The organism is Treponema sp. UBA7570, from assembly GCA_002477955.1.
In the GTDB taxonomy this organism is placed as follows: Bacteria; Spirochaetota; Spirochaetia; order Treponematales; family Treponemataceae; genus Treponema_D.
In genome coordinates, this window is sequence record DLLE01000063.1 from 86,495 (window position 1) to 105,128 (window position 18,634).

General features: G+C 38.6%; 13 protein-coding genes. 7 read left to right on the forward strand and 6 right to left on the reverse strand.

From position 1 onward, the window contains the following. Positions 1-200: 200 nt before the first annotated feature. A complete protein-coding gene (gene thiI, locus B4N75_RS08600) occupies positions 201-1,481 on the reverse strand; it encodes a tRNA uracil 4-sulfurtransferase ThiI (protein ID WP_296668839.1) in 1,281 nt (426 codons plus the stop codon). Positions 1,482-1,667: 186 nt separating this feature from the next. Between thiI and B4N75_RS08605 the strand changes: the two genes are divergently transcribed. From B4N75_RS08605 to B4N75_RS08635, 7 genes are all read left to right on the forward strand, one after another. Continuing rightward, entirely contained in the window at positions 1,668-2,054 is a 387-nt protein-coding gene (locus tag B4N75_RS08605; RefSeq protein ID WP_296707155.1) for a C-GCAxxG-C-C family protein, read from the forward strand. A 129-nt stretch (positions 2,055-2,183) separates the two neighbouring features. Further along, entirely contained in the window at positions 2,184-4,163 is a 1,980-nt protein-coding gene (locus B4N75_RS08610; RefSeq protein ID WP_296668843.1) for an AMP-dependent synthetase/ligase, read from the forward strand. A gap of 239 nt (positions 4,164-4,402) precedes the next feature. Then, a complete protein-coding gene (locus tag B4N75_RS08615) occupies positions 4,403-5,458 on the forward strand; it encodes a hypothetical protein (protein ID WP_296707157.1) in 1,056 nt (351 codons plus the stop codon). 66 nt (positions 5,459-5,524) lie between these two features. Continuing rightward, positions 5,525-8,743: an isoleucine--tRNA ligase gene (gene ileS / locus B4N75_RS08620; protein ID WP_296668848.1), complete on the forward strand. Its 3,219-nt coding sequence runs from the start codon at positions 5,525-5,527 to the stop codon at positions 8,741-8,743. Then, the gene (locus B4N75_RS08625) at positions 8,730-9,629 is read left to right on the forward strand and encodes a lipoprotein (protein ID WP_349681383.1); all 900 of its coding nucleotides are present in this window, start codon (positions 8,730-8,732) and stop codon (positions 9,627-9,629) included. The genes ileS and B4N75_RS08625 overlap by 14 nt, the downstream gene beginning before the upstream one ends. A 15-nt stretch (positions 9,630-9,644) precedes the next feature. Beyond that, complete coding sequence (locus tag B4N75_RS08630; RefSeq protein ID WP_296022761.1) at positions 9,645-10,682, forward strand: uracil phosphoribosyltransferase; 1,038 nt, start codon at positions 9,645-9,647, stop codon at positions 10,680-10,682. Positions 10,683-10,725: 43 nt separating this feature from the next. Beyond that, the gene (locus B4N75_RS08635) at positions 10,726-11,349 is read left to right on the forward strand and encodes a tetratricopeptide repeat protein (RefSeq protein ID WP_296668851.1); all 624 of its coding nucleotides are present in this window, start codon (positions 10,726-10,728) and stop codon (positions 11,347-11,349) included. A gap of 21 nt (positions 11,350-11,370) precedes the next feature. Here the strand turns inward: B4N75_RS08635 and B4N75_RS08640 are convergent, their stop codons facing one another. The 5 genes from B4N75_RS08640 to B4N75_RS08660 all read right to left on the reverse strand — a co-directional run. Further along, complete coding sequence (locus tag B4N75_RS08640; protein ID WP_296707161.1) at positions 11,371-12,564, reverse strand: hypothetical protein; 1,194 nt, start codon at positions 12,562-12,564, stop codon at positions 11,371-11,373. Between the two features lie 2 nt (positions 12,565-12,566). After that, complete coding sequence (locus B4N75_RS08645) at positions 12,567-14,021, reverse strand: motility associated factor glycosyltransferase family protein (protein WP_296668854.1); 1,455 nt, start codon at positions 14,019-14,021, stop codon at positions 12,567-12,569. Next, entirely contained in the window at positions 14,014-15,510 is a 1,497-nt protein-coding gene (locus B4N75_RS08650; protein ID WP_296707162.1) for a 6-hydroxymethylpterin diphosphokinase MptE-like protein, read from the reverse strand. Before B4N75_RS08650 ends, B4N75_RS08645 begins: the two co-directional genes overlap by 8 nt. 21 nt (positions 15,511-15,531) lie before the next feature. Continuing rightward, positions 15,532-16,425: a hypothetical protein gene (locus B4N75_RS08655; RefSeq protein ID WP_296022766.1), complete on the reverse strand. Its 894-nt coding sequence runs from the start codon at positions 16,423-16,425 to the stop codon at positions 15,532-15,534. Next, a partial coding sequence (locus B4N75_RS08660; protein ID WP_296668857.1) for a hypothetical protein occupies positions 16,425-18,634 on the reverse strand: 2,210 nt, incomplete at its 5' end. The genes B4N75_RS08655 and B4N75_RS08660, both read right to left, overlap by 1 nt.

Genomic DNA, 18,634 nt, shown 5'->3' on the forward strand with positions numbered 1-18,634 from the left:
GCCGCTAGGCAAAAAAGCGAATGGATTGAAAATTTAACCGACAGGGTAAACCACTATTTTACGCTTGGTTTTAGATATACGTATTAGAGCCGGGGCGTTGCGGGGTGTCCCCGCAGAGAGGGGAGCGGCTTACGAAGTTTGCCGCGAGGGGAGAGGCTTCTCCCCTTATAAACCTTAAAAAGTTAGACTTTCGAGAAAATTTATTTTTCCCTTGGAATCAAGACCGCATGGTCTTTTGAAAGTTTTTCTGTGTTTTCTTTTGTTCCCCAGTTTTGAGCAACAAATCCTGCGGCTTCAAATCTCATAAGCTCCCTGTTGTTGAACGCTTCTTCGATAAGAGAGTCGGCCTCGAGGCTGTTAAAAATTTTCCGGGCTTCGTCAAGCGGAGCGCGCAGAACTGGATGTTTTGGACTAAAAAGCACGCAGCAGTCTTCGTAAGGCAGAATTGAAGTTTCGTAAGTGCCGATTTCTCTTGCTGTCGCAATGATTTCTTCTTTGTCCAGACCAACGAGTGGTCTTAAAAGCGGAATTCCGCAGGCAGATTCAGTTACAGCCATATTTTCGACCGTCTGGCTTGCAACTTGGCCGAGGCTTTCGCCGGTTATAAGGCAGTCAGCGCCGATTCTTTTTGCGAGCATAGTCGCAACTTTCATCATGCACATGCGGAGCATAAGAGTTGTATAATTTTCCGGAGATTTTTTCTTAATCTGCATTTGAACCTTTGTAAAAGGAATTGTGTTCAAGTGCAGCCTTATTCCATAGCTGCTTACAATTTCCGCAAGTTTTTCGACTTTTTTCTGGGCTTCCTCGGAAGTGTAAGGATATGAGTGAAAATAAACGCATTCAACCGTCATTCCGCGGCGAATCATCCTGTAACCGGCAACCGGACTGTCAAGACCGCCGCTCAAAAGTAAAAGCCCTTTGCCTGAACAGCCGACAGGAAGTCCGCGGCAGCCTTTTTTTGAATCCGAGTAAACGTAAACTTTGTCGCGCACTTCCACAGTAAAAACAACGTCCGGCGAATGAACGTCTACGTCGAGAATTTTCTGTTCGTAGACTAGATTTCCGGCTTCGCGCATAATTCCGTAGCTGTCAAGTTCAAAGCTTTTGTCGCTTCGTTTTGCCTCGATTTTAAATGTTTTAGCACCGCGTTTTTTTTCTGATTCTGCAAGTTCCAGAACTTTTTTTTGAATTGATTCAATGTTTTTGCCGCAGACTTCGGCCTTTGCCCAGCCTGTAATTCCTGTCAAATGGTCAAGCGCAAATTCAACGGCAGGACAGGCGCTTTCATCACATTCAATATAAAGCCTGCCAAAATTCAAGTGAACTTTTGCTTCGACCGACAGAAGATAAGATTTAGCGTTTTGAACCAAAAGCTTTTCAAATGATTTTAAATTGGAGCCCTTCAAAGTAAGCTCGCCAAGTTTTCCCAAATATGTAACCATAAAACCAATATAACAGAAAAAAAAATCTTGTTCCATTAAAATTGTTCCGGTAAGGTTTTGAAGTTTTTTTTTTCAATTTTTATATCCGATTTTCAAACTTTGTGAAATCTTTTTTTTGCGATGTATTTTTTTGAATTTTGTGCTATTCTTCCGCAGTTACTTTTTTGATGTTTGGAAAACTTACGTGGCTCGCCGCTAACGCGGAGTTTTATAGGAGACATAATGAATTTAGAAGAACGCGCTCAAAAAGCGGCCGAATTAAAGGCGACTGGACAATGCAACTGTACTCAGTCGGTGCTGAAAGTTTTTGAAGACAGGCTTCCGCTTTCTTCTGACGATTTGATGAAAAGCGGTGCTGGTTTTGCCGCCGGAATGGGCTGTATGGAAGCCACATGCGGCGCCTTAATCGGAGCCGTAATGGTTGCAGGGTTTTTGACCGGAGGAAAAGGAACTTCAGTTGCCGCAAAAAAAATACTTTCTGACTTTAAGGAAAAATGCGGCGCAACTCTCTGCCGAGAGCTAAAAGGCCTTTCAACAGGAAAAATTCTTTGCGAATGTCCTGACTGCTGCAAAAACGCGGTTCTCTCGCTTAAAGAGCTTGTTGATTAAAAAAAAATGAATTACAAAAATGTGGGCAAGGCATCAGTTTGAAAAGAGTATCTGATGCCTTTTTTTGTTTGGCTTGCCAAAACATTTTGCTTGTCAAAATGACATATTTTGTGATAATGTCATATTGTTATGATTGAGAAAATTTTTCCTGATACTACATTTGACAAAACGCTCGGAAAAAACCTTCCGATTCTTCTTAGAGAAAAAACTAAAAAAAATCCGAACTTGACTTTGCAGGCTGTAAAGAACAAGAGCGGAGTTTTTGTCCGCTACAGTTATTCCCAGGTTTACCAGCATGTTCTGGAAATGGCCCACAGCCTCAAGAAACTCGGCATTAAACGCGGCGAGCATGTTGGACTTATGAGCGACAACCGCCGCGAATGGCTTATTGCCGACTATGCGCTTTTAACTCTCGGCGCGATCGACGTTCCTCGTGGCTGCGATTCAATGGGAGTTGAAATTCGCTTTATCTTGAATTTTACCGAATGCAAAGTAAGTTTTTTTGAAAACGGCAGACAGCTTGAAAAAGTTCTAGAAAAAGTCGAGGAAGTTCCTCTTTTAAAGACAGCGGTTCTTTTTGATTATCCGGATGAAAAGCTAATCGAAAAGGCAAAGTCTCTCGGAATTGAAGTTGTAAACTATCACTTTTTGGAAAGTTCTGGTGTAGAGATTACAAAAGAGGAATGGAAAGAGCTCGAAGACTCAATGGAAACTATTTCTCCAGATGATACGGCAACTATTATTTTTACTTCCGGCACTACAGGCATTCCAAAAGGAGTTCAGCTTACTCACGACAATTTTATTGCACAGTGCGAGGTTGCGCATCATTGTCTTGGACTTATGCAGAGAGGGGACATGTGGCTTACAGTTCTTCCAATATGGCATAGTTTTGAGCGCGCATTCTGCTATATGGTTGTTGCAATGGAAGGCGGATTTGCCTATTCAAAGCCGATTGTTTCCGTAATGCTCAGCGATATGGCGCTTATTCAGCCTCAATGGATGAATGCCGTTCCTCGCCTTTGGGAGTCTGTCGCACAGGGACTTTTCCGCGAAATCAAAAAACAGAGCGGAATCCGTCAGTGGGAATTCAACGCGGCAGTATTTATCGGCAGACAGTTTTACAAGGCAAAAGAACTGGTTTTTGGCTTAAAATGCCGCTATCACTGGTATCCGCGCTTTTTAGACACCTTGCTCGGAATCCTTCCGTATGTTATTTTATGGATTCCTCGTTTTGCAGCCGAAAAACTTGTTTTTAAAAAATTGCGTGCAAAATTTGGCGGAAAAATGCGGGCCGCAATTTCTGGCGGAGGCGCGCTTCAGCCTTCTACCGAAAGTTTTTTCCATGCGATCGGATTTAGGCTTATGGAAGGCTACGGCATGACAGAAACATCTCCGGTTCTTTCGGTTTGCAATTCAAAAAAGCCGCGCTCAAACAATGTCGGCCAAATTTTTCCGAGCAACGAAGTAAAAATTGTAAAAGAAAAAAACGGACAGCCAGTTGATTCAAAAGCTCTCAAACCGGGCAAACGCGGTCTTGTAATGGTAAAAGGCCGTCAGGTAATGAAAGGATACTACAAGCGTCCAGATTTGACGGAAAAAATCATAGATAAAGACGGCTGGCTCAACACCGGCGACCTCGGCATGATAAGCTGCGACAAGGAACTAAAAATTGTCGGCCGGGCAAAAGACACAATTGTTCTTCTTGGCGGCGAGAACATCGAGCCAGTTGTAATTGAAAATGCAGTAAACGCTTCGCCTCTTGTTGAACGCTGCGTTGTCCTCGGGCAGGATCAAAAATACATTGCCGCGCTTATTTGTCCAGACCAGGCAAATGTCATCGCTTATGCAGAAGAAAATTCAATTTTTTACGACAATTACGAAAATCTTCTCGAAACAAACGAAATTCAAAACGTTTTCCGTACAGAAATCGACATGCGCGTAAATGCAAAAACTGGTTTCCGTACCTGCGAACGCATTTTTAAGTTTGGACTTTTGCACCAGAGTTTCCAGCTCGGAAAAGAAATCAACGCAAAGCACGAACTTATGCGCCACTCAATTTCCGAAATCTACAAAAAAGAAATCAAAAAATTGTTTTCAGAAAAAAAATAGACAAGCGGATTTTAATTCATGGCGTTTCCCTTGCAAAGCTAAAGTTTTGCAAGGGACAGGCTATCCGCACTTCGCTAGCCGCTCATCCTCCGCGCCCGCTTGCGGTGGACTGCTCCGCAGGTGCTCCTATCCTTAACGCAGAAAAATCAGGCAAAATTTATACAAACCGTTCTGGCAAAAAATCTTCCGGCATTAGCTTCTTATAGAAAAATTCTTTTTTTTTATTTATAATTTTTTCTGTGAAGAAAGGTATTTTTCTTTTGTTTTTTTTTGCCGTTGTTTTTTCTTCTTTTGGACGCGACTATTCTCATTTTTCAGAATATTCTTCAGAAGTTCCTCCCCTGCTTGAAGGCGTTTGGCAGGGCAGCGACAGGCTTTTGCTTTTTTCTGGAAAAAATTCTTCTTTTGCCTGCGTTCTTCGTGTCTTTTACCAGTGGTATGACGACCGAGCCGCAGAAAACGGACAGTTTGCCCAAATTTCAAGCCGCGACAGAAACAATACGAGCGCAATTCATCCGGAAAACATCTCAATTGGCTTTAAGACGATTTTTGAAAATCCTTCAAAAACCGCGGCTGCATTCGAGCTAAGAATAAAATATCCTGCGCTAAAAGATTATGTTTATATTCCTCTTGCTGTCGTTGACGGAAAAATCTTTCTTAACTTTTTTATACGCGAGGCCTTTTTTGAAAATCCTGTTCTTGATGTCGAAACTTTTAATCAGGAAAATCCTCCGTCTAAAAATAATCTTTCAGTTTTGGAAACGGAAGTTTTTTTCTTAAAAGATTTTTCAGCTGCTTCTGGAATTACTATCTCGCCTCCTGTTATAAAAAATGAGCTTTTAAGCTATGTCGTGGACGGCAAGAACTTTTATCCTGTCCGTTACTGGCTTTCTCAAATGGAAGAATCCGAAGACCGTGCCGAGCTTTTTGATGGAGAAAAAACATTCAGCCTTCCAAAATTTATTCAAGCTGCCGGAAATCTTTATGTCTGCGCAACGGGGCGAAGTTCAAAAATCCGAAATGTAAAAAAAATTGAAGATTTTCCGGTTAATTTTATTACCGATAGCGACAAGAAAATTTACGCTTATGGAAAAGAATATCTTGTCTATGTTCCAGGAACTGGAAATTATGAGCAGATTTTAAATATTGCCGAAAAAAACAATCAGCGCCGTCATCCGCCTTCAGCTCCGCCTTTTCCTGTCAAAGAGCCTGAATTTCGCTGGAAAGAAATTTCAGACATTGAAGTTTATGATGCTCGTACTTGGTCAAAACGGAACCTTGATATTCATAAATAATTGTATAAAATGCCAAAAATCATTATACTCGATAAATAAACTACAACAAAAAGAGGGCAGACGACTGTGTATACTCCAGTAAATCCAAAGCCAGATTTTCCTAGACAGGAAGAAGAAGTTTTAAAATTTTGGGAAAAAAATGATATTTTTAAAAAATCTATCCGTCAGCGCGACAAGGCAGAAGAATTTGTTTTTTTTGACGGACCTCCGTTTGCAACAGGACTGCCACATTTTGGACATTTTATTCCATCAACTATAAAAGATATAATTCCACGCTACCAGACTATGAAAGGCAAAAAGGTTGAGCGCCGTTTTGGCTGGGATTGTCATGGCCTTCCGGTAGAAAACCTTATTGAAAAAGAACTTGGAATCAACTCTAAGCACGAGATCGAAGCTTATGGAGTTGCCAATTTTAACGACAAATGCCGTGCTTCAGTTTTAAAATACACTTCAGAATGGCGAAAGACAATCACAAGAATGGGACGCTGGGTCGATTTTGACAACGACTACAAAACTATGAATCCTGATTATATGGAATCAATTTGGTGGGTTGCAAAATCTTTGTGGGACAAAGGTCTTATCTATGAAGGAAAATATATTCTTCCGTACTGTCCTCGCTGTGCAACCGTTCTTTCTACTCACGAACTTGCCCAGGGATATAAAGATGTAAAAGATACGGCAGTTACAGTTCGTTTTAAGATTACAAAAGCGCCTGAAGCAATTGACGACAAAGATTTGGAAAACGGCAGAACTTATTTTATTGCATGGACAACAACTCCCTGGACTTTGCCTTCAAATCTCGGTCTTTGTATGGGACCGGAAATCGACTATGTAAAAATTCTCGACAAGGAATCTGGAGATTTCTATATCTTTGCAGAAGCTAGACTTTGTGCTTATTACAAAAATCCTGAAGATTACGAAATTATCTACAGACGCAAGGGCAAGGATTTTATCGGCGCAGAATATGAGCCGCTTTTCCCTTATTTTGCAAGTCTTTCAGATCCTTCTGAATGTGAAAGAATTTCAGGACAAAAATGTTCTGAAGGCGCTTTCAGAATGTTCAATGCGGCCTACGTTTCTACAGAAGACGGTACAGGTATTGTTCATATTGCTCCTGCTTTTGGTGAAGACGATAATTTAGTGTTTAGAGGAAGCGGAGTTCCGAACGTTGAACCGATTGATGCAGAATGTAAATTTACTTCGGAAGTTTCTGACTATAAGGGAAGATTTGTAAAAGACTGCGACAAAGATATTTGCGACCGCTTGAAGGCAGAAAAAAAACTTGTAAAAAAAGAACAGTATGAGCACTCATATCCGCATTGCTGGAGATGTTCTTCTCCTCTTATTTACCGTGGAATTGGTTCTTGGTTTGTAAAAGTTGCAGACTATCATAAGGAGCTTTTAAATTCAAACAGTCAGATTAAATGGCAGCCTGCGCACATAAAAGATGGTCGCTTTGGAAAATGGCTCGCAGGCAGCCGTGACTGGGCTGTAAGCCGCAACCGTTACTGGGGAAATCCAATTCCAATCTGGAGATGCGATAATCCTGACTGTGGAAACAAAATCTGTGTAGGTTCAAGACAGGAACTTAAAGAGCTTTCTGGAACATACCCTGAAGATTTGCACAAGCAGTTTGTAGATAAAATAACTTTTGAATGTCCAAAATGTAAAAAAGGCACAATGCATCGTATTCCGGAAGTTTTTGACTGCTGGTTTGAATCAGGTTCTATGCCTTATGCTGAACAGCATTATCCGTTTGAAAACAAAGAATATTTTGAAAAGCATTTTCCTGCAGACTTTATTTCAGAAGGTCTTGACCAGACACGCGGCTGGTTCTACACACTTACGATTCTTGCAACCCATTTGTTCGGTCGTCCGGCATTTAAGAATTGTATTGTAAACGGCCTTGTGCTTGCAGAAGACGGACGAAAAATGTCTAAATCTCTGCGCAACTACACTGACCCTGTCGAAGCTATCAACAAATTTGGTGCTGATGCGCTCCGTCTTTTCTTAACTCATTCTTCTGTAGTTCGGGCAGACGACCTTCGTTATTCAGACAATGGTGTTCGAGAAGTAATCAAAAACATCATAATTCCAATTTGGTCTGGATATAACTTCTTCATCAGTTATTCTAACGTAGAAAACTATAAGGCGACGGGTCATTATTTTGACGGCAAAACTCCTTCAAATCCTATGGATCGCTGGATTATTTCTGTTGCTCAGAAAATGGTAAAAGAAGTTACCGAAGCCTTGGACGATTATGACTTAAGCGCTGCGATCGATCCAATCATCGACTTTATTGACGAAATCAATAACTGGTATATCCGCCGTTCAAGAAAGCGTTTTTCCCGCAACGAAGACCGCAGCGACATGATTGAAGCTTTTGAAACTCTTTATACTGCTTTCAGGACTTTCTGTCTTGTTGCTTCTCCTTTTATTCCGTTCCTTGCTGAAGAAATTTGGCAGAATTTAAAACTTGAAGGCGACAAAGAGTCAGTTCATCTGATGGACTATCCTGTTTATAACGAAAAATTGCGCGACACAGCCCTTGAATTCAAGATGGCTACAGTACAGAAAGCTGTTTCTATGGGACGCTCTCTGCGCAACCAGTTCAACTTAAAGAACCGCCAGCCGCTTCTTTCGGCAGAGCTTGTTACAAGAGATCTAGAAGAACGCAAGGTTCTTGAAAGCATGGTTGATGCAATTGCCGAAGAATTGAATGTTAAAAAAGTAAATTTCCATGAAAGGGAAGATGAACTTGTTCACTATTCTGCGAAGGCAAATTTCCGTGTGCTTGGAAAAGAACTTGGTTCAAAAATGAAGATTGCGGCAGGAATTATCGCAACACTCAAAAATGAACAGATTTCTGATATTCTTTCTGGAAAAAACATCGAAATTGACGTTGAGGGACAGAAAGTTGAACTCAATTCGGAAAAAATTATTGTTGAGCGCACCGAAAAAGAAGATTTGAAAGTTCTTAACGATGGAACGATTACAATCGGCCTTGAAACAAAGGTTACTGATGAGCTCAAAAAAGAAGGCTATGTAAGAGATCTTATCCGCGGAATTCAGTCAATCCGAAAGGAGCAGGGGCTGACAGTTCAGGACAAAATCAATCTTAAACTGAGCGGCGATTCTGAATTAAAATCGGCTTACGAAATGTTCGCTTCATTGATTTCTACATCAACACTTACAAACGAGCAGTCTTGGGTAGAAAAAATTGACGGTGCAAAAGAAATCGAGGCAGACGATAAAATCTGGAGAATTTGCGTTGCAAAAGCATAAAAATTTAAAGTGCTTTCAGAAAATTTTATTTTCTGTCTGCACTTTTTTTTCTGTATTTTTAATTTTCTCCTGTAAATCTCCGGTTCAGATGGAGCAGGTTGAGCCTTTAAAACTGATTGATGGAGATTCGCCGGTTATTGTTTATATTCCTGTTTCTGCCAGTAAAACTTTTGTTGAATATGCAATGACCGATTTTTTTGATTTTTCGCAAAAAAATGTCAAGTCTATAGTTTCAAGAATGGAGAATATTGCCCTTGCTTTGGATTCTGACGAAAAAATTCAGATTGCAGTTGAAGGCTCTTTTCCGAAAGCGGGAATAAAAATGGCTTTTTCTGAAAAAAAAGGCTGGAATACGCAGATTATAAAAGGAACGAATTTTCCTTTTGCTGTTTATTCTTCAGCTGCCGTTTCATTTAAAGTTGCTTTTCCTGATTCAAAAACTTTTGTTGCTTCCGAAAATGTTTCAAAAATGCTTGCCCGCTACGAAAATGAGCAAAATATTTTTGAATTTGGTGAAAACGGAAAGAATTCTCAAAATTCTCTTCCAGATGAAATTTACGATTTCTTGACAGACAACAAAGCTTCTCAGATTCGTTTTTATTCACAAAATCCAGGAAACCTCTTCGGAAAAATTGTCGGAAAAACGATAAATCTCGGACTAAAAAGTCTTTCTGGTTCTTTGGAAGAGTCAAAAGTCGATAAAAAATTTGCGCTTATCCTTAATCTTGAGCTTTCAAATCCGGCTATTGCAAAGGCTGCTGTTAAAATGCTAAAAGTTGCCTTGTTCCCGATTCCTGCAAAAATTGTGCAAAAAGGCGCTTCTCAGATTCAAATTTCGGATATTTCATTATCATATAATCAGCTTGGAAAAATTTTAAGGCAATAGCTTTTAGGAGGAACTATGAAAACTAGTGAAAAAATTATTCTCAAGGCAGAGGATCTTGACGGTTATTTAAAGGAGCAGGATTTTAAAGATATAAAGCTTTTGGAAGATATGTATGGGCAGACCCTCAAATCTTTTGAACCGCTCGACAAACAGAATGTGATCGACAGTTTTGACAAAATGGGACACGAGCTTCAGCGCATTTGCAGCGAACATCCTCGTATTAAGGTTTTTTCCTTTGAAACCGAATCTGGAAGCCATGCGGAGGCTAGCCGCGTAATTTCGAAACTCCGCGATATAAATACCGGACATCAGGAATTTATCTATTACGTTCAGCGTGCATACGAAATGCTTTTCCGCCTTGCTTTTACTGACCATTCAGAAAATAACAAGGGCCACATTGTCGTAAAAACTCCTGTTACTTTCCCTGCTCAAAATTATGCGGTTCATAAAATTCCTGATATTGATAAAGAAATTGAAAATTCTGTAATGTGCGTAATGCTGCGCGGCGCGCTTTTGCCAAGCATTATCATGTCAAAAGAAATCGAAGAATATTCCAGCCATAAATATGTGACTCCGTTTGCGCTTTTTAAGATTAACCGCGACGATTCAAAAAACGAAGACAACATGGAGTACATCCTCGATTTAAAAAAATCATTCTTCAATCTTGAAGATCTCGATGGAAAAGATTTGATTTTTGCCGACCCGATGAATGCGACAGGCGGTTCTCTTGTGACAGTTGTAAAATACCTTCAGCAGAATGGTGTAAAGCCAAAATCTATTAAATTTTTTAATGTGATTTCCGCATTAAAAGGAAGTCTTCGCGTAACACGCGCCCTCGAAAACTGCACTTGCTATACTTTGTGGCTCGACCCTGTTTTAAACGAAAAAGCATATATTATGCCAGGGCTTGGCGATGCTGGCGACCGTCTTAACGGCTGCGATAAAAAAGACAATCCCCGCAATATTATTCGTCTGATTGCAGATTATGGTTCAAATATTTCGGAACTTTACCGTAATCAGCTTGCAAAAATTGAAGAAACTGTTCTTGACTAGAAAGTTGAAAAAGTACAAATTTTTTTCCGCAGCTTTAGTTTTCATGGCAATTATTTCACTTTTCTCCTGCCAGAGCGAATATTCGTTTCGTGTGCCGGGGGAAAATGAAATTATTACAACGAATATCTCCTCAGAATATTTTGCAATTGCAGACGAATATTTAAATTTAAAAAATTATCAAAAGGCGATTCAGTATTATAAACTTGCCATGAAGAATAAATCGCTCAATGCAGCCGCTTATTACAAGCTTGCAAGAAGTTATGCCTTGGCGAAAGATTATGAATCTGCCGAAAAATGCTATGAAAAACTTCTCTCTGTCGATCCAGAAAATAAGGATTTGCAGATTTCTCTTGCATATATAAAGGGAATGAGCGGAAAAACCGAGGAAGCTGCGAGTCTTTATAAAGAATTGATAGAAAAGTTTCCGAACGATTCTTCTCTTTTGGAAAATTATTTAATCTTGCTTTTGTTTTTGGAAAATTTCGAAGAATCAGAAAAACAATATCAGATTCTTTCAGAAAAATTTCCTGACAATGCAAACCTTCAGTCTTTTTCTGATAAAATTGAAAAGCTCCGCGAAAAACTCCAGCCTAAGGAAGAAACTGAAAATACTGCCGGCTCTCATGAAAGCCCTGTAAAAGAACCTGAAAAAACTCCTAAGCTTTAGGGCAGAGTTAAAAAATCTTATTTATTTAAGGATGCAGGCGTTGTATTTTTCTGGACTTGCCCTAAAAGCAATTATCGGAGAATCAGGCTCTGTCGCTGCATGTTTTTGAGCTTCGCTCGCTTCTGTCAAAAGCCTTTCGCTGCTCACTGTTCTCCCGTTTTTTGAAGAAAGCCCGATTGTCAGTTTTTGTCCGTCATCTTCCAGTTTTTTAGAAAAATCTTCAAAAACCTCTTTTGCAACTGTGATTGCGTCATCAAGACCCGTGTTTTCCAAAAGAACTGTAAAAAGGTTGTTTTCGTTTGAAAAAACAAGCGCATTTTGAGCAAAGTCCGAGTCAAAAATATTTTCTATTTGTTCTGATGAAATTTCGTTTTCGGAAGAATTAACTTTTATTATTAAAACCGCAAGGTCTGAACCGTTTTCTGCTGCTTTTACAAGTGCTTCTTCGCATTTTGCTTCAAGATTTTCAATCGGCTGTATTTTTGGAAAAGATTTTTCTTTTTCAGTGTCCGTTTTTTCAGAAAAAATCTCTTTGTCCGGGGTTTCTTTTTGAGAAAAATCTACAGTGTCAAAGCCGTCAAAAAGCTGTTTTTTTTCTTCCTCGGTCAAATCGTATTCGTTGTTCTGTTTTTCTGAAGAAAGTTCATCTGTTTTATTTTCAGAAAAAATTTCTTTGTCAGAACTTTCCTGTTCGTCTTCAAATGAAATTTCATCAATTTCGTCTTTTTCCGTTTTTGTAAAAATTAAAATCAAAATCGCAGCCAATGTTGCGGCAAAAATAACTATAAAAGCAGTTCGCGCATGATAAAAAAGAGAAGACTGGACCGCCGTATAAATTTCTGCATTTATGAGAATTGAATTTCCGTTTTTTGTCGGAAAATTTTTTGTAAAAGACTTTGCGCTTGATTTTCTTGAAAAGTATGTGTCTTTTGGCGGATAAGAATAAATCAAATTTCCGTCAACAGAAAGGTTTAATTTTTGGTAATTGCTGAAATCTCCTGCGGCACGAATAAAAGAATCTGAAAAATTATATGAATCGAGCGGATATGAATTTGCGGCATTTTGAGTTTTTATAGCTAAAGAATCGAAAATTTCTTCTGCCTGCAAAGGTCCGTTTTTTTTGTCGGAAACGATGCCAGAAATAAAATAAACTGCTGTAAAAACAAAAATAGCCGAAATGACTACAGAAATAAAGTTAAAGGTTCTTTTTTTCATATTCAGTAAGTATATCGCAAGCAGTCAGCACGTGCAAGTTTATAGCTGTCTTGAATTGAATGAGTCTTTTCGTAAAAAGCCATAACCGGAAGAAGCGGATAAAAAAATTGGTTCGTTAGTTCGCCGGTAAAATTTTCTGGAAGAGAGAGCAGTTTTTTCTTAAAAAAGGTGTTGAAAATCTCAAAATTAAAATCTTTGATTTCGACAGAAATTGATTTTCCGGGATTTTTCAAATAAGTTTCCAGCGAAAACCTGTAACTTTCCAGAACTTCTGTTGTAATTTTTTTTTCTTCAAGATAAATAAGTTTGGTTCTGTACATTAAAGTGCAAAAAGACTGTTCCGCCGTAGAAAGCCGGTTTTGTTTTTTATAAAAAATGTCATCGAGATATGTTCCTTTTGCGTAAGGTTTCCCGTTTAAATATGCAAAATCCGCTCCAAAAAATTCAATTTTTTCAAAGCCAAGAAAAAAGGCAAGGTCTGTGGCGGCGATTGTAACAGTTCCTGACCCAGAATTTAAATGAATAAAACTTGTTCCATTAAAGTGCGAAGCGATGGTTGAAAGCGGATGCCCCGATTCAAAAAAAAGAATTTTATTTTTTTGAACTGAAATCTTTTTTGCAGGAATTGAATTTGCGCAAAGATCGAAGGCAAAAATCGTCTTGTTTTTTTGTGCCTGATGAAGAAAATGCGAGTAACTTATGTTCTGGCCGTCAATGCTTACAACAACGTCTGGAACGATTTTTGAGCGCAAAAGACTTGAATATGCGGTGTCTGTCGAAATTATAAAATATTTGCCGGGATTTTTTTTCAGTTTTTCGATTGTAGTATCTAACGTCGGACCTGCCGCAATTATCGCCGCGGTCACTTTATTGTTTTTTTTGAGATTTTCGATCATTTGCGAGGCGTTTTTTTGTTCAGAAGCAATTTTAAGGTTTTCAAAGATATTTTTATTCCAGATTTTTCCAAAATGGCTCTGAACTGCAAAATCTGCTTTTACAGTTTTTATTGCTTTTTCGACGATTGTTTTTATAAGCTGCATTTTGTCGAAAAAAGCGTTTTCCCAGCCTCGCAAAAAACAAAAATTGAGATTTCCGTAAATTGCAGGAAGATAATTTGATAAAATGTCTGTAAAAAGGCTTTGAGGTGTTGAAAAAATAATCCGTCTGTCTTCCAAAAGTTTGCTGCAAAGCGGAATCTGCCTTAAAAACTTAAAATCTTCAATATCGTTTTCTACAATGATTATTTTTCTGTCAAAGCTTTCTGTTAAAAGTTTTTCTATATGCCAGCCTGAACATAAACCTGCAACTACAAAAAATTTTTCTTTTTTTTCAAATTGAGACGCAAAAATTTCTGCCTCGTGAACAGGATCGTATTTTGAGCAGACGTAAATTCGATTTTTTACTGGAATTAAAATTCCGTTTTTTGAATTTTCGAGGGTTGTGTAAGAACTATTCATCAAAAAGTCTCCGGATTTTTTCTGCAAGTTCTGCCTTTTTTTGCTGGATTTTTAATTTTTGTCCATTTTTCTTTTCTTCGCAAAGCTCTCGCGCTAAAAGTATTGATTCAAGCGGAAAAAGTTCTCCGTCAAAATCTCCGCTTTCAAGAATTTTTAAAAAACGTGATTTAAATTCCTTTTTTTCGGCTGAATTTTTTGTTTTGAAAAAAACTTCCGTTGTAGAATCAAAATCAGCATTTTTTTTGTCAAAATCGAGTTCTTCCCATGACAAATCTTTTATTTGTCCGAGTTTTTCCGAAAAATTATAGTGATCTGAAAGCCTGAAAAGCCGTTCTTTTAAACTGTCTCCTTGATTTTTAAACCAGCTGCGGTAGATTTCGAGCGAACCTTTTGAATTAAATCTCGAAGAAACCTGCCTTTTTTCTTTTGTTCCAAGCCGAAAATCTTTATTTTGAGAGTTTTTTTCAAGCATATTTGGCTGGGCATGCTGAAATCCGTTGTTTTCTGCCAAATCCAGTCCGCAAAAGTAAACATTCTTTTGAGTCAGGTTTAGCGCAAAAGCTGCCGCAGTTCCGCTTACAGTTCCGTTTCTTAAGGCCGGAAAAAATTCAATTTTTGAATCAGTAAAAATTTTTTCTCCGATAGAAGAAGGATAGGCGAGCGGAAGAATTTTTTGGCTTTGCAAAATATTTTTAGGACAGTTTGCTTCGTCTGTGAGCGCAAAGACTGTGTTTTTAAGTTTTTTTAAATCTTCGCTGTTTAATTCAAGATGTTTTTTTGCCCAAAATCCGCCATCAGTGCTAATCACCAAATCTGGAAAAATTTTATTGTAGAGAAGAACCGAAAGTGAAGAAGAAACCGCAATCAAAAAGAAATTTTCGCGGTACTTTTTTATATTTTTTAGTGAAGACTGAAGTGAAGGCCCAGAAGCCGTAACTAGAATGTCTTTTTTTATTCTGCGAAGTGAATAAAAATTCTGTCCGAATTTGCAGAAAGCCAGCGAATTTAAGAACCAGCGTTTTGCAAATTTTTCGCGCGTATAAAGCACGTCTCTTGCTGTCAAAACTGCAATTTTAATTTCTTGCCAGACTGAATTTGAAATTTCTGGAAAAATATTTTTGCTTCCTGGCCAGTCAAAAATCAACGCAGAAAGAATTTTTTCTTCTCCAAGCGCAGAATAAAGTTTTTGAGCGAAATTTTTTGTTTGAAAAAAATAAAAAACTTTGTCCCAAAGACTGTCTGTTTTGCAAAAAACATCTGTAAAGCGAATTGCAATCAGTTTGACAGAAGGAAAAGTTTTTCTTAAAAAAGCGGCGCAAAAGGAGAGAGCCGGCTCCAAAATAATTACGCAAGATGGTTTAAAAGTACATTCAATCGAACTGCAGAATGCCTGCGCTTCTTTTGAAGGATCGTAAGCAGAATGGAAATATTTTTCGTTCAGTCTGCAGGTTTGCTCGCCGTTTTTTGCATTAAAAAAAACAAAATTCAAATTAGTTTCGCTCAATTTGAATTAGTCCTGGGATAAAAATGTGAGCGTTCCGTGCGGAGTTTTACAGATTCCTGCGCAGAGTACAAGAAGATTTTGCATATTTGAATTCAAAAAAAACTTTTTTGCAGAAATGTTCAACTGAAACTGTAAAAATTTTTCATCAATTTCTTCTTTTGAAAAAATTACGGCTTTAATTTCTTCATCTTGACCTAGAGCGCAACAGTTTGGAAAAGAAAAGAGAGTTTTTAAGTATTCAAAAAGCTGTTTTAATGCTGTCTGTTTTAGAAGTTCCTTAAAAGGCGAAGAAAAATTTTTAAATGCTTCTTCAAGCGAAAGTTTTGCAGAAATAATAAAAAGGCTGGCATCTGAAATATCAAATCCTTCGCAAAGCTTTGTTTCGCCCGGCAAATTTTGGTTTTGAAGAGACTTGGTTTTTAAAATTTTGATTAGATTTTCTGCAAATTCTGACTCAGAAAGATTTAATTCTTCCTGAAAGTTTAGCGCAAAAAAATAGCAGGTTGAATTTTCGTGTGAGAACGGAAATATGGAAACTTTTTTGATTTTGTCTTTGATTTCAGTCGAAAAAAGCTGAAAAAAAGGATTTAGGCTTTCTCCTTCAAAAAAAATCCAGCCTTTTTTGCCGCTTATAAGTCCGTCCCAAAAATCTTTTGTTGAAAGAGAATTTGTTATCGTTGTCAAATCAAGATTCTGGGTTTCAGAAAGATAATAAAAATCATCCTTTAAAGAAAAAATTCCTGAATGTGTAAAGCCGTTTTTACTTGCAAAAGCACAGAAATCAATATTTGCTGTTTCCTGTGCCTGAGGTTTGCCGGCGCATTTTTTTAGCTCATCGGCACGAGCTAAAAGACCGGCTTTTTCTGTAGTTAAATTTTCAATACGGCTTAAAAGACCCATTATGCAAGTCCCAATTCCTTGAAAAGCTTTTTGTATGTATCAAATTGCTCTGACTGCGCAAATTCTGCAATTTTGTTTTCCGGCAAATTTTCGAGCAGCTGATCCATGTAAGAAAGTACAGATTTAATTTCTGATTTTAGGTTGTCAGAAATATCTTTGCTTTCTTTTGTTTCTGGTTCTTCTTTAACTTCCTGCAAGGTTTCTGGTTCAACCTTTTCTGTGGCTTCAGTTTCTTCTGATTCGGGGAGTTCCAAAAGCTCTTCTGAATTTTCGTTTTGTTCCGATTCTTCAGGAGCTTTTGAGAGATAGTCGAGTTTTTCATCGGTGAGAGTCTCGCTGATTGAAGGTTCAACGGCAGAAAGCTCAAACGGATCTTCATTAAAACTGTCAGAAGCATTTTCGGTTTTATTTTCGCTATCTTTTGTTTCTAAAATGTCAGTTGGGCTTGACTCAACCAAGATGTCGTCATTTTTTGGAACGGAAATCTCTTCCGGTAAATCATTTTCCTTAGAAATATTTGTATAATCTACGTCATCGAGAGTAGGCGGTTCTTCGGTATTTTCTGTCTGGGCGTTTTCAAATTCCATTGCAAAATCATCGTCCGAAAGAATGTCCTCGTCAGAAATATCCGCGATGTCATCTGCGCTTCCAAAAAGATTTTCTGTTTCCTCTGCAGCTTCCGGCTCTTCCTTAAATTCTGGCTCTTCGCTAGAAAGTTCTTCCGGTTCAGAAATATTATCCTGTGTTTCTTTTGTTTTTTCAGATTCTGTTTCTTTTTTCTTGTCTTCGTCTGTTTCCTCAGCCTGCGCAATGTCTGCTGTGTTCAAAATATTGTCCATTTCATCTTTTGAAAGGGCAATTGTGTCGTCTTCGTCTGAATTTGAGAAAAATCCTTCGTTTTCGGAATCATTGCTTTCCAATTTTAAATTTCCAGGCTGTTTTTCGTTTTTGAGGGTTTCAAATTCATTTTTTAACGATGCAATTTCGTTTTTTAACGAAGAAAGTTCTGTAACAATCTGGCTGAAAATGGCCGTCATCTGTGTCGAAGGTTTTTCTGTTTCAAGTTCGCCTTCGTCCAAAATTGGCGCTGTAATCGAATCTGCAACTTCTGCAACTTTTTCGTCGTCATTTTCAAGGAAAGACGCCGCTTCTTCATCGAATGTGTCCGGAATTTCTGTTTCTTCAACTTCTTTTTCTGTCAAATCAGCGGCATCGGCTTTCGGTTCGTCAATGATTTCGCTTTCCGGAGTGATTTCAACTGGCTGTGCAGAAGGTTTTGTTTCCGAAACTGTGTTTTCAGAAACTGCTTCTTTCGGCTCGTCAATGATTTCTCTTTCTGGAGCTGTTTCAACCGGCTCTGCTGAACTTCCGCCAACGTCCGAAATGCTTACAGTGTCTCCGGTTGTTTCGTCGGTAATATTGTCGAGAATTGAGTCAAGGTCAAAATCATCATCGTCTGCGCTTGCTTCAGAAGTTTCTGTTTCTTGAGGTTCGCTTTCAAAACTCTGTTCTTCTTCTGGTTCAAGAGAAATTGTTTCTTCAGTATTTATGGTTTCAACTTCCTGTTTTGGAGTAGTTTCTGTTTCTAGAGAAGGTTCTTTTTGTTCTGGAATTTCAGGCGCTTCCTCATTTTCTGCGCTTTCCGGAGCTTTTTCTGTTTCCTGGAAATCCGAATCGTCGAAACCGAATTCACTCAAATCAACGCTTTCCATTCCATCATTGCCTGCATTTGCTTCAGAAGAAGAATCGTTTTTGTCAAAGCTCAAATCATCAAGACCGAATTCGCTCAAATCAACGTCATGAGTTCCTGCTGGCGAGTCTGCGCTTGAAGTTTCCTGTGCATTCTGAGAAGTTTCCTGCAAAGCTGGAGCTGGCTCATCCGACGGCTCGTCAAACGAGAGATCTACATTAAAAATATCATCGTCCGAAGCGCTTTCTGAATTGTCAGAATCAAATGCGTCTTCAGGAGTTTCTGTTTCTAAATCCGCTGCAACGCTAAAATCGTCCTCAGCGGCAGTCTCTTTTGAAATTTCCGGCTGTGAAGCAAAGTCGGTTTCTTGCCCAGTTTGTGCCGCCGCTTTTTCCGCTTCTTTTTCTTTTATTTTGTCTTCATCAGGTCCTGTTTCAAAGACACCGCCTTCGATAAATTCGTCGAGAGAAATTTCTTCCTCAGTGTTAGAAACTGGCGAATCAGAAACTTTGTTTTCTG